Annotated in this window: 12 protein-coding genes; all 12 read right to left on the minus strand. The window is 65.4% G+C overall.

Features of this window, described 5'->3' with window-relative positions; translation table 11 throughout:
• Position 1: 1 nt before the first annotated feature.
• Positions 2-514: an NADH-quinone oxidoreductase subunit J gene (nuoJ, locus tag ACZ5R1_RS08965; protein ID WP_027599799.1), complete on the minus strand. Its 513-nt coding sequence runs from the start codon at positions 512-514 to the stop codon at positions 2-4.
• A 9-nt stretch (positions 515-523) separates the two neighbouring features.
• A complete protein-coding gene (nuoI, locus tag ACZ5R1_RS08970; protein WP_007158892.1) occupies positions 524-1072 on the minus strand; it encodes an NADH-quinone oxidoreductase subunit NuoI in 549 nt (182 codons plus the stop codon).
• 10 nt (positions 1073-1082) lie between these two features.
• Positions 1083-2093, minus strand: a complete 1011-nt coding sequence (gene nuoH / locus ACZ5R1_RS08975) for an NADH-quinone oxidoreductase subunit NuoH (RefSeq protein ID WP_007158891.1) — start codon at positions 2091-2093, stop codon at positions 1083-1085.
• Entirely contained in the window at positions 2090-4807 is a 2718-nt protein-coding gene (gene nuoG, locus ACZ5R1_RS08980) for an NADH-quinone oxidoreductase subunit NuoG (RefSeq protein ID WP_027601934.1), read from the minus strand. Before nuoG ends, nuoH begins: the two co-directional genes overlap by 4 nt.
• Before the next feature lie 140 nt (positions 4808-4947).
• On the minus strand, positions 4948-6297 hold the full coding sequence (gene nuoF / locus ACZ5R1_RS08985; RefSeq protein ID WP_017642309.1) for an NADH-quinone oxidoreductase subunit NuoF: 1350 nt from the start codon (positions 6295-6297) through the stop codon (positions 4948-4950).
• The gene (gene nuoE / locus ACZ5R1_RS08990; RefSeq protein ID WP_007158888.1) at positions 6294-6794 is read right to left on the minus strand and encodes an NADH-quinone oxidoreductase subunit NuoE; all 501 of its coding nucleotides are present in this window, start codon (positions 6792-6794) and stop codon (positions 6294-6296) included. Before nuoE ends, nuoF begins: the two co-directional genes overlap by 4 nt.
• A gap of 2 nt (positions 6795-6796) precedes the next feature.
• Positions 6797-8581, minus strand: coding sequence for an NADH-quinone oxidoreductase subunit C/D (nuoC, locus tag ACZ5R1_RS08995; RefSeq protein WP_464713051.1), 1785 nt, complete (start codon positions 8579-8581; stop codon positions 6797-6799).
• A 51-nt stretch (positions 8582-8632) separates the two neighbouring features.
• Positions 8633-9307 carry a NuoB/complex I 20 kDa subunit family protein gene (locus ACZ5R1_RS09000; RefSeq protein WP_007158886.1) on the minus strand — a complete coding sequence of 225 codons (675 nt, stop codon included), beginning with the start codon at positions 9305-9307 and terminating at the stop codon, positions 8633-8635.
• A 10-nt stretch (positions 9308-9317) separates the two neighbouring features.
• Positions 9318-9731, minus strand: a complete 414-nt coding sequence (locus tag ACZ5R1_RS09005; protein ID WP_007158885.1) for an NADH-quinone oxidoreductase subunit A — start codon at positions 9729-9731, stop codon at positions 9318-9320.
• Positions 9732-9989: 258 nt separating this feature from the next.
• A complete protein-coding gene (locus ACZ5R1_RS09010; protein ID WP_464713052.1) occupies positions 9990-10751 on the minus strand; it encodes a secretin N-terminal domain-containing protein in 762 nt (253 codons plus the stop codon).
• Positions 10748-11278, minus strand: coding sequence for a DUF7931 domain-containing protein (locus tag ACZ5R1_RS09015; protein ID WP_027599796.1), 531 nt, complete (start codon positions 11276-11278; stop codon positions 10748-10750). Before ACZ5R1_RS09015 ends, ACZ5R1_RS09010 begins: the two co-directional genes overlap by 4 nt.
• A gap of 12 nt (positions 11279-11290) precedes the next feature.
• Entirely contained in the window at positions 11291-12469 is a 1179-nt protein-coding gene (locus ACZ5R1_RS09020) for a ribosomal protein uL16 3-hydroxylase (RefSeq protein ID WP_044342796.1), read from the minus strand.
• Between the last annotated feature and the right edge of the window lie 37 nt (positions 12470-12506).

The raw sequence follows: 12506 nt of genomic DNA on the forward strand, positions 1-12506 counted from the left end.
CTCACTCGCCGATCCCGTCTTTGACGTCGCTGCGACCCAGGTGATAGGCCGCGACCAGGGCACCCAGCAACAGCATGGAAGCCAGTTCGACCGCCAGCAGATAGGGTCCGAACAGGCTGATGCCCACGGCCTTGGCTTCCACCGAGGTGTGGCCAATGGCGGCGCCGCCCGGGGTGCGCGACAGCACCACCAGCAGTTCCACCAGCAGCGCACCGGCGAGGATCGACGGACCGATCCAGACCTTGGGGGTCAGCCACTTGCGCTCCTGCTCGGCGACGACTGGCCCGAGGTTGAGCATCATCACCACGAAGACGAACAGCACCATGATGGCGCCGGCGTAGACGATGATCTCCAGGGCCCCGGCGAAAGGTGCGCCCAGGGCGAAGAACACCATGGACACGGCCAGTAGCGAGATGATCAGGTACAGCAGCGCATGCACCGGATTGGTGTTGGTGATCACCCGGAAGGTGGCTAGGACGGCCACCCCAGCGGAGAAATAGAAGGCGAATTCCACGACAGCTCCTTAGGGCAGCAGGCTCTTCACGTTGATCGGCTCTGCCTCGCTCTGCGCGGCACCCTTGGGCTTGCCCGCGATGGCCATGCCGGCCACGCGGTAGAAGTTGTATTCCGGATACTTGCCCGGACCCGAGATCAGCAGGTCCTGCTTCTCGTACACCAGCTCTTGGCGCTTGAACTCGGACATCTCGAAATCCGGGGTCAGCTGGATGGCGGTGGTGGGGCAGGCCTCCTCGCACATGCCGCAGAAGATGCAGCGCGAGAAGTTGATGCGGAAGAACTCGGGGTACCAGCGACCGTCTTCGGCTTCGGTCTTCTGCAGCGAGATGCAGCCGACCGGGCAGGCCACGGCGCACAGGTTGCACGCCACGCAGCGCTCCTGGCCGTCGGGGTCACGGGTGAGCACGATGCGGCCGCGGTAGCGCGGCGGCAGGTACACGGGTTCCTCGGGGTATTGCAGGGTGTCGCGCTTGCGGAAGGCGTGGCCGAAGACCATCACCACGCTGCGCAACTGGGTGTAGGTGCCATGCAGGACGTGCAGGATTTCCTTGATCATGACGGATACCTCACTGGCCGATGGCCGGCGTGGCGCTATAGAGCACCACCGCGCCGGTCACCAGCAGGTTGATCAGGGTCAGGGGCAGGCAGAACTTCCAGCTGAAGGCCATTACCTGGTCGTAGCGCGGACGCGGAATGGACGCGCGCAACAGGATGAAGATCATGATGAAGAAGGCGGTCTTCAGGGCGAACCAGACAAAGGACAGCCAGGGCAGGGTATCCAGGAAGGGACCGTGCCAGCCGCCAAAGAACAGGGTCACCAGCAGCGCCGAGATCAGCACGATGCCGATGTACTCACCGACGAAGAACATGCCCCACTTCATGCCCGCGTATTCAATGTGGTAACCGTCGGCGAGCTCCTGCTCGGCTTCCGGCTGATCGAAGGGGTGACGGTGGGTGACGGCGATGCCGGCGATGAAGAAGGTGCAGAAGCCGAAGAACTGGGGAATGATGAACCACCAGCCCTGGTGCTGCGCCTCGACGATGTCCCTCATGTTGAAGGAGCCGGTCACCGCGACGATGCCCATTACCGACAGACCCATGAACACCTCGTAGGAGAGGGTCTGGGCCGAGGCGCGCATGGCGCCCAGCAGCGAGAACTTATTGTTGCTCGCCCAGCCGGCGAAGAGCACCGCATAGACGTTGACGCCGGCCATGGCAAAGAAGAACAACAGGCCGATGTTCAGGTCCGCCACGCCCCAGGTGGGGGTGATCGGGATGACCGAGAAGGCCACCAGCAGCGAGCCCATGGCGATCACCGGTGCCAGGGCGAAGATCATCTTGTCGGCGAACGGGGGCGTCCAGTCCTCCTTGAAGAACATCTTCAGCATGTCGGCGCCCAGCTGGAAGGCGCCGAAGGGACCGACCCGGTTGGGACCGTGGCGGTCCTGCCAGAGACCCAGCAGGCGCCGTTCGACGAAGCTCAGCAGCGCCCCGCAGATGACCACCGCCAGCAGGATGACGATGGCCTTGAGGACGCCGATCACCACGGCGATGAGGGTGGGGGTGAGCCAGGTCATGCCGCGGCCTCCTGCAGTCCTTCCACGGTGAGGCCGGCGAAGTCCACCGGAATCCCTTCGAAGCCGGCGGGCAGACCGACCAGGCCGGCGGACAGCTCGGGCTTGATCTGCAGCGGCAGGCGCAATTCCTGACCGGCGACCTGCAGGCGCAGCAGGGCACCTTCGTTGACGCCCAGGCGGTCGGCATCGGCCTTGGCCAGCGCCACGTAGGCGGCCGGGATGCGCTCACGCACCGGCTCGGCGCGCGAAGAGGTCTCTTCGCTGCCGAACAGGTGGTACAGCGGCACGGCCTGGAAGCCGGACGCGGTACCGCGCACGGCAGCGGCCGGGACGGCGAACCAGTTCAGGCGATCGCCCTGGGTCTCGATCAGGCGCACGCCCGGATCGCCGGCGCGCAGATGACCACCGACCTCGTCCTGGAACTTGTTCCAGGCCTGGGGCGAGTTCCAGCCCGGGGACCAGGCGAAGGGGATCTGCTGACGCGGCTCGGCGCTGCCGGCATAGCCTTCCATGGAGAAGGCGAAGGCGGTGTCGGCGTCCTGGGGCGCGCGCGGCTCGTGCACGCTGAGGTTGGCGCGCATGGAGGTGCGGCCGCTGTAGCGGTGCGGTTCGCGGGCGAGCTTGAGGCCCTTCACCCGGAAGCTGGCGTTGGGCGCGGCGTCGCGGATGCCGTCCAGTTGCGGCGCGGCAGTGGCCACGGCGTCGGTGACATGATCCAGCTGGGTCCAGTCCACCGGACGGTTGTCCAGGGTGTTGCGCAGGGCGTGCAGCCAGCGCCAGCCTTCGCGGACCAGGCTGGAGGGATCGTAGTAGCTCGGCTCATAGACCTGGAAGAAGCGCTGGGCGCGACCTTCCTGGCTGACCAGGGTACCGTCGCCTTCGGCGAAGCTCGCCGCCGGCAGCACCAGATCGGCGCGCTGGGCGGTGGCGGTGCGCTGGTGATCCAGCACCACCAGCACCTGGGCGCGGGCCAGGGCCTGATCCACCTGCTGGGCAGGGGCGCGGCGATAGAGGTCGTTCTCCAGCACCACCAGGGCATCGGCCTGGCCGTTTTCCAGGGCCGCGAAGGCGTCTTCGACGGACTCGCCGCCATAGAGCGCCAGACCCAGGCTGTTGGCTTCGGGCACCACCAGACTCAGGGAGCCGGCCTTGCCCTTGGCGGCCAGAGCCTTGGCCAGGTTGGCGGCGGCTTCGATCAGCGCCGGTTCACCCAGGGAGGTACCGGATACCACCAGTGGACGTTCGGCCGCCAGCAGGGTCTCGGCCAGCAGACGCGCCTGCTCGGCGACTTCGTCGCTCAGGCCGTCGACGGCCGGGGCGCTGGCGTCGATGGCATGGGCCACGGCATGGCCGAAACGGGCCAGTTCCAGCGGCGAGCCATGCAGACGGGCGTCGGCGACGTCGTCCAGGCGGGTGGCGGCGACGCTGGCGATGAACAGCGGATTGCGCTCGCTCTGGCCGATATTCTGCACGGCCGCGTTGAGCCAGGGCTGGATCTTCTGCGCCGCGGCCATGGCCTCGGGCTTGCCCTTGACGGACTGCCGCAGGGACAGCGCCAGGCGGGCCGCGGTCTGGGTCAGGTCCTCGCCGAGGACGAAGACGGCGTCATGCTTTTCCATGGCGCGCAGGGTCGGGACGGGCAGGGGGCTGTCCTTGAGCACCTGCAGCACCAGGCGCACATTGGCCAGGTCACGGGCGCTCATGCCGCTGTAGAAGTTCTCGGCGCCGACCAGTTCGCGCAGGGCGTGGTTGCTTTCCAGGCTGGCACGCGGCGAGCCGATGCCGATCACCTTCTTGCCGCGCAGCAGCAGGGCGGCGCGATCCAGGGCGGCGTCGATCCCGGTTTCCAGGCTGCCATCTTTCAGCAGGGCCTGGCGCGGACGATCCTTGCGATTGACATAGCCATAGCCGAAGCGGCCACGGTCGCAGAGGAAATACTGGTTCACCGAACCGTTGAAGCGGTTCTCGATGCGGCGCAGTTCGCCATAGCGCTCGCCGGGGCTGATGTTGCAGCCCGACGAGCAGCCATGGCAGATGCTCGGGGCGAACTGCATGTCCCACTTGCGGTTGTAGCGCTCGGAGTGGGTCTTGTCGGTGAACACCCCGGTGGGGCAGACCTCGGTCAGGTTGCCGGAGAATTCGCTCTCCAGGGCACCGTCCTCGACGCGGCCGAAATAGACGTTGTCGTGGGCGCCATAGACGCCCAGGTCGGTACCGCCGGCGTAATCCTTGTAGTAGCGCACGCAGCGATAGCAGGCGATGCAGCGGTTCATCTCGTGAGCGACGAACGGGCCGAGGTCCTGGTTCTGGTGGGTACGCTTGGTGAAGCGATAGCGGCGCTTGTTGTGGCCGGTCATCACCGTCATGTCCTGCAGGTGGCAGTGGCCGCCTTCTTCGCAGACCGGACAGTCGTGGGGATGGTTGGTCATCAGCCATTCGATGACCGAGCTGCGGAATTCCTTGGCTTCGGCGTCTTCGATGGAGATGTAGGTCTTGTCGCTGGACGGGGTCATGCAGGACATGACCAGGCGTCCGCGGGTGTCGTTCTCGTCGGCGAACTGCTTCACCGCGCACTGGCGGCAGGCGCCGACGCTGCCCAGCGCCGGGTGCCAGCAGAAATAGGGGATGTCGAGCCCCAGGGACAGGCAGGCTTCGAGGAGGTTGTCCGCCCCGTCGACCTCGTACGTCTTGCCGTCTACGTGGATAGTGGCCATAGGGTTTTCTTCTCACCCGCGCAGGGCGGGTCTGGCTAATGGGAAAACGTTCGCGCCGCCCTGGCGATCGCCAGAGGCAGCGCCGGCCGGAACGGGTCCGGCCAGAAAGCGATGGAAGCGGCCCCCGCGGGGGCCGATCCTCAGGTCACGCTCGCCGAAGCAGTCGGTCGCGGCTCGCTGGGCGCCTTGCGCACACCGGCCTCGAACTCTTCGCGGAAATACTTGATGGCACTACCCAGGGGCTCGACGGCACCCGGTGCGTGGGCACAGAAGGTCTTGCCCGGGCCGAGGAAGTTGACCAGCTGCAGCAGGGTGTCCAGATCGCCCTGCTGCCCCTCGCCCTTTTCCAGGCTGCGCAGGAGCTTGACGCTCCAGGGGAGGCCGTCGCGGCAGGGGGTGCACCAGCCGCAGGATTCCCGGGCGAAGAATTCTTCCATGTTGCGCAGCAGCGAGACCATGTTGACGCTGTCGTCCACGGCCAGGGCCAGACCGGTACCCATGCGGGTGCCGACCTTGCCGATGCCGCCGGCGTACATCTGCGCCGAGAGGTGCTCGGGCAGCAGGAAGCCGGTACCGGCGCCACCGGGCTGCCAGCACTTGAGCTTGAAGCCGTCGCGCATGCCGCCGGCGTAGTCCTCGAACAGCTCCTGGGCGGTGATGCCGAAGGGCAATTCCCAGACGCCAGGGTTCTTCACCTTGCCGGAGAAGCCCATGAGCTTGGTGCCCATGTCTTCGCTGCCTTCGCGGGCCAGGCTCTTGTACCAGTCGACGCCGCCCGCGACGATGCCCGGCACGTTGCACAGGGTCTCGACGTTGTTGACGCAGGTCGGCTTGCCCCAGACGCCGACGGCGGCGGGGAAGGGTGGCTTGGAGCGCGGGTTGGCGCGGCGGCCTTCCAGGGAGTTGATCAGCGCGGTCTCTTCGCCACAGATGTAGCGACCGGCACCGGTGTGGACGAACAGCTCGAAGTCGAAGCCGCTACCGAGGATGTTCTTGCCCAGCAGGCCGGCGGCCTTGGCTTCTTCCACCGCGCGCCGCAGGTTGGCGGCGGCGTCGACGTATTCGCCGCGCAGGAAGATGTAGCCGCGATAGGCCTTGAGCGCCCGGGCACTGATCAGCATGCCTTCCACCAGCAGGTGCGGCAGCTGCTCCATGAGCAGGCGGTCCTTCCAGGTGTTGGGCTCCATCTCGTCCGCGTTGCACAGCAGGTAGCGGATATCGAGGGATTCGTCCTTGGGCATCAGGCCCCACTTCACGCCGGTGGGGAAACCCGCGCCGCCGCGGCCCTTGAGGCCGGAGTCCTTGACTTCCTGGACGATGGCATCGGGGGCCAGCTCGGTCAGCGCCTTGCGCGCCGCGGCATAGCCGTCCTTCGCCTGGTATTCCTCCAGCCAGACCGGAGCGCCGTCTTCACGCAGGCGCCAGGTCAGGGGGTGGGTCTCGGGGGTACGGGCAATGCTGTTGGCAGGCCCGAAGGAGGTCAGTCTCATGCGTATCCCTCCAGCAGTTTGGCCACGCCCGCGGGTTGGACATCGCCATGGGTGTCGTCGTCGATCATCAGCGCCGGGGCCTTGTCGCAATTGCCCAGGCAGCAGACCGGCAGCAGGGTGAAGCGGCTGTCGGCGGTGGTCTGGCCCAGGCCGATGCCCAGCTGGCGCTGGATCTCGCCGACCACGGATTCGTGGCCGCCGATGTAGCAGGTCATGCTGTCGCACACCCGGATGATGTGGCGGCCGACCGGTACGCGAAAGATCTGGCTGTAGAAGGTGGCCACGCCCTCGACGTCGCTGGCGGGAATGCCCAGCACTTCGCCGATGGCGTAGATGGCGCCGTCCGGCACCCAGCCACGTTCCTTCTGGACGATCTTCAGGGCCTCGATGGACGCCGCGCGCGGGTCCTCGTAGTGGTGCATCTCGTGCTCGATGGCCGAGCGCTCGGTTTCGCTCAGGACGAAACGGTCGGTTTGGATCAGGGTTTCGGTGCTCATGCTCAGCGGTCCACGTCGGCCATGACGAAGTCGATACTGCCCAGGTAGGCAATCAGGTCGGACACCATGCTGCCGCGGATGACGGCCGGGATCTGCTGCAGGTGCGGGAAGCTCGGCGTCCGGATGCGGGTGCGGTAGCTCATGGTGCTGCCATCGCTCGTCAGGTAATAGCTGTTGGCGCCCTTGGTCGCCTCGATCATCTGGAAGGCTTCGCCGGCCGGCATCACCGGACCCCAGGACACTTGCAGGAAGTGGGTGATCAGGGTCTCGATGTGCTGCAGGGTGCGCTCCTTGGGCGGCGGCGTGGTCAGCGGGTGATCCGCCTTGTACGGGCCTTCGGGCATGTGCTGCAGGCACTGCTCGATGATGCGCAGGCTCTGGCGCATCTCCTCGACGCGCAGCATGCCGCGGTCGTAGCAGTCGCCGTTGTGGGCGATGGGCACTTCGAATTCGAAGTTCTCGTAACCGGAGTAGGGGCGGGCCTTGCGCAGGTCGAAGTCCAGACCGGTCGCGCGCAGGTTGGGACCGGTGACGCCCCACTCGAGGGCTTCCTTGGTGTTGTAGACGGCGACGTTCTTGGTCCGGCCGATGAGGATGCTGTTCTTCATCGCGGCCTTTTCGTACTCGTCCAGACGCTTGGGCATCCAATCGAGGAATTCGCGGACCAGCTTGTCCCAGCCACGTGGCAGGTCATGGGCGACGCCGCCGATGCGGAACCAGGCGGGGTGCATGCGGAAGCCGGTGATGGCTTCGATCACCTTGTAGGCGCGCTGACGGTCGGTGAAGGTAAAGAACACCGGGGTCATGGCACCGACGTCCTGGATATAGGTACCCAGGTACAGCAGGTGACTGTTGATGCGGAAGAACTCGGCCATCATCACGCGGATGAAGTCGACCCGCGACGGCACCTTGATGCCGGCGAGCTTTTCCACCGAGAGGACGTAGGGCAGGTTGTTCATCACCCCACCCAGGTAGTCGATCCGGTCGGTGTAGGGGATGTAGCTGTGCCAGGACTGGCGCTCGGCCATCTTCTCGGCGCCGCGGTGGTGGTAGCCGATCTCCGGCACGCAGTCGACGATCTCTTCGCCGTCCAGCTGCAGGATGATGCGGAAGGCACCGTGGGCGGAGGGGTGGTTCGGACCCAGGTTGAGGAACATGAAGTCGGAATTCTCCGCATGCTCCTTCATGCCCCATTCCTCGGGCTTGAATCTCAGGGTTTCCTGTTCGAGGTCCTGCTTGGCGGCATTCAGCGCATAGGGATCGAACTCGGTCGCGCGCGCCGGATAGTCCTTGCGCAGCGGATGACCCTGCCAGTTGTCGGCCATCAGCATGCGCTTGGGCAGCGGGTGTCCGTCGAAGTGGATGCCGTACATGTCCAGCACTTCCCGCTCGTACCAGTTGGCATTGGGGAAGATGCCGGTGGCGGTGGGCAGGCGCAGGTCGTTGGCGGAGAGGGCCACCTTGAGCATTACATCGCTATTACGGTCGATGGACAGCAGGTGGTAGAAAACGGTGAAGTCCGCGTTGGGCAGGCCGCGGCGGTGGGTCCGCAGCCGCTCGTCCACGCCATGCAGGTCATAGAGCATGACGTAGGGGCGGGGCAGATTGCGCAGGAAGCGCAGTACTTCGATGATTCGTTCGCGTGCCACCCAGATCACCGGCATGCCGGTACGGGTGTCTTGCAGGGTCAGGGCGTCGGCGCCGAATTGGCCCTGGAGTTCGCCAACCACCGACGCTTCGCCGGCAGAGGCGAGCGCAGAGGCGGACAGAGCGGTGTCTGCGGTCATGATGTTCCGTCGCTAATCGATCGTCGTCAGCGTGCAGGTCCCGAAGGGGACTTACACTTCGTCTGGGCTGCGCAGGTTGGTGACCTGGATGCGGCGCTCGCGGTTCTGCTCGCGCTGCGAAGGCATCTCGGCGCGGTAGATACCCTGGTCGCCCACCACCCAGGAAAGGGGGCGGCGTTCTTCACCGATGGAGTCCTGCAGGAGCATCAGGCCCTGGAGGAAGGCTTCGGGGCGAGGCGGGCAGCCGGGCACGTAGACGTCGACGGGCAGGAACTTGTCCACGCCCTGAACGACCGAGTAGATGTCGTACATACCGCCGGAGTTGGCGCAGGCGCCCATGGAGATCACCCACTTGGGTTCCAGCATCTGTTCGTACAGGCGCTGGATGACCGGGGCCATCTTCATGAAGGGGGTGCCGGCGATGACCATGAAGTCGGCCTGACGCGGCGAGGCCCGGATGACTTCGGCGCCGAAGCGGGCGATGTCGTGGGGCGCCGTGAAGGCGGTGGTCATTTCCACATAGCAGCAGGACAGGCCGAAGTTGTACGGCCACAGGGAATTCTTGCGTCCCCAATTGACCGCGCCCCGCAGGACATCTTCGAGCTTGCCCATGAAGATGCTGCGGTTGACCTGACTTTCGACGGGGTCGGCCACGGTTTCCCGCTGGCCGGCCGGATAGCGGTCTACTGCCGCATCGGGATCGATCCGGGTGAGATTGTATTGCATTGCCAAAGCCTCATTGTTTCGACTTCGCCTGCCGCTCGCGACGGCTCGCAGGCGCCCAATCGAGCGCTCCGATTCGCCACAGGTAGACAAGACCCGCCAACAGAATTGCTATGAAAATGGAGGCTTCCACGAAGCCGGCCCATCCCGATTCACGGATGGACACCGACCAGGCGAAGAGAAAGAGGGCTTCGACGTCGAAGATCACGAAGAGCATCGCGACCAGGTAGAACTTGGCAGAGAGACGAAGACGGGCACCCCCGGTGGGGACGATGCCGGACTCGAAGGGGTCGTTCTTGCTGCGGCCCACGGCTTTGCTGCCGAGCAGGCTCGAGACTCCGAGCATGAAGGCAATCAGACCAACCACGCCCAGGAGAAATACCGCGAAGCTCCAGTTGTGGGTCAGTAGGCTGATCGACTCAGACATGCTTTGAATCCTTAATTATTGGGTATCAGGCGCTATCAGTGCGACACGGTGTCGCAAGACAGACAGATTTTATGCTCTATCGATTCATTCTGTAAATTTATTGGTCCAAAAAGATTCTATTGGACTGCTTTGAATCAAACTAAACAGAACTTCCGGTTTATTTGAGAATGAATATAAGAATTATTCTCAAATAACTTCCTTCTGTTCCTGTGTCCTAGATTGCCAGCCGCGGCAGGAGTTCTGCCGTTCGCCGGTTTGCTAGTCGATGAGATCGGCGCGGATGCTCAGCTGACGGTCGTCACGGCCTTCGGTGGAGTAGTGGCGGACAAGGCCGCTCTGGTCGCCCTCGATCTGCTGCCGGAAGCCGCCCAGGTCCAGCCACTGGCCCAGAGGGCCGCTGATGCGGGTGGCGGCGCTCTGGGTCTGCACCGTGCCCGGACGCATGGCGGCGGCCCGGTCATCGACGCTGCTGATGTCCAGGTGCACCAGATTGCCGCTCAGGCGGGCGGTGACCTGAAAGCCCCGTTCGAGGCGGCGGTAATCGGTCTGGGCGTAGCTCTGACCATAGGGCGAGGTCTGGTAGGTGGTCACCGGGACGTCTTCACCGAAGCGGATGAAGGCGGGGTAGCCCTCGGTGACCTGGACGCGCTGGGCGCCATCCTCCTTCTGGTCGGTGCTGTCTTCGATGATGCGTACCTGGGGCGCACGCACGTCGCCGTTTACCGAATAACGCTGACTGGCGCCCGAGCTGCCGGCGCGGGTGGCCAGGGTGATGAGCAGGCGCCGCGGTTGGGTGTCCAGCTGGGCGAGCAGACTCTTGAGTTCGGCCAGCTTGGCCGGCTCGGCATTGACGATCAGCTGATTGCCGTAGACGTTGACCTTGCCTTCGCTGCCAAGGACGGCTTGCAAGGTAGGCAGCAGATCGTCGGCGGTGCGGTATTGCAGGGGTATGACCTCGGTACGAGGCGCCGCCCAGGCGGTGGTCGTCAGCAGCAACAGGAACGCCAGCAGACCTTTCACAGCACCATCCTCCGCAATTCCTGATCCGGCTGGCTGCTGGCCCAGAGGCGATCGAAGACCTGCTGCTGAACCTTGACGGCGGCGCGGTCGCCGTAGCGGACGAAGCCGGTGGGCGCACTGCCCGTGCGGCGCAGCAGGGCCTGGTCGTCGACGATGAGGCAGCTGCCTTCCGGGTGCTGATCGGCCGGTGGCCGCCGGATCAACAGATTGCTGGTCAGGCGTTGCGCCAGGGCGATGAGTCGGTGCCCCTGGCGCATGGCGAGGGCGCTGTCGTTGATGAGGATGCGGACCTGATGCCGCGGATGGCCCAGCAGCAGACGCTTGATCGCCGCCTCGACGGCGAGATTGTCGTAGAGCGGTGCTTCCAGGTCGGGCGTCTGGATGCTCAGCTGGCGGCTGGCTTGGCCGATGAGGCGGACACCGTGCTCACGCAGGGCGTCCAGGCCTTCGAGGCGCAGGGCGAGGTCCTGGCCGAGCTGGGGTTCGGGCAATCCGTCCAGGGTCAGATCGGTAAAGGACTCGTCCACGGCGGCTCCCCATCACTCGTCGTCGTCTTCTCCGGCGAAGATCAGGCTGCCCTGCTGGAGCAGTTCGCGGATCAGGCGCATGGCATCGTCGTCCTGCAGCCAGGGCGCGAGATTGGCCTCGTGCAGGACGTCCGCCGAGCATAGCAGGTCGAGCAGCGGTTGCAGCCGCATGGGCAGCAGGCGGCTCTGGCCGCTGGCGAAGACCATCACCTCGTCTTCCAGGCGACTCCAGGCGATGCGGCCGCTGGGGTTGCGCATCAGCAGGGCGCCTTCGTCGAGTTCCTTGCGCAGCTGCTTGGCGCTGAGGTTTTCTCCGGCGACACGCTCCGGGTAGCGCGGCTCGGTCATGTGCTGGCCGAACCAGGCCAGCAGCAGGCGATCGTCGCTCAGGTGACGCTCCATCAGGCCGCGCAGCCGCTCGATGGCCTCGGGCGGAATCTCCGCCGGATGTTCGCTGGCCGGGGCGCAGCCGGCGTCGCTGTAGCGCTCGTCCTCGGGGATGAACTGGTTGAGGAAGTCGGTGAAGTGGGTGAGCACCTCGCCGGCACTGGGGGCGCGGAAGCCGATGGAGTAGGTCATGCACTCGTCTTCGGCGATGCCGTCGTGGGCCAGGCCCGGCGGCAGATAGAGCATGTCGCCCGGTTCCAGCACCCATTCGTCGGTCTGCTGGAAGTCGGCGAGGATCTTCAGCTCCAGGCCGTCGATCAGCGGGCTGTCGGCGGTGCACGGCTGACCGATGCGCCAGCGACGGCGGCCATGGCCCTGCAGCAGGAAGACATCATAGTGATCGTAGTGGGGGCCGACACCGCCACCGGGGGCGGCGTAGCTGATCATGACGTCGTCGACGCGCCAGCTGGGCAGGAAGCGGAAGGCCTCCAGCACCTCGGCCACCTCGGGGACGAACTGGTCGACCGATTGCACCAGCAGGGTCCAGTCGCGCTCGGGCAGGCCGGCGAAGGTGTCTTCCGGCAGCGGGCCGCGGCGCAGCTCCCAGGTGCGGTCCTGGCCGATGATCAGGCGGGATTCGATTTCCTCTTCCAGCGACAGGCCGGCCAGCTCGTCCGGTTCCAGGGGGCTCTGGAAATCCGGGATGGCCTGGCGGATCAGCAGGGGTTTCTGCTGCCAGTAGTCGCGGAGGAATTCACGGGCGGTCAGGCCGCCGAGCAGTTGCAGGGGTTGATCCGGGTTCATGCACACCTCGCGCAATGAAAAACGCCCGGCGAGGCCG

It is taken from the genome of Pseudomonas sp. Pso3 (assembly GCF_055393275.1).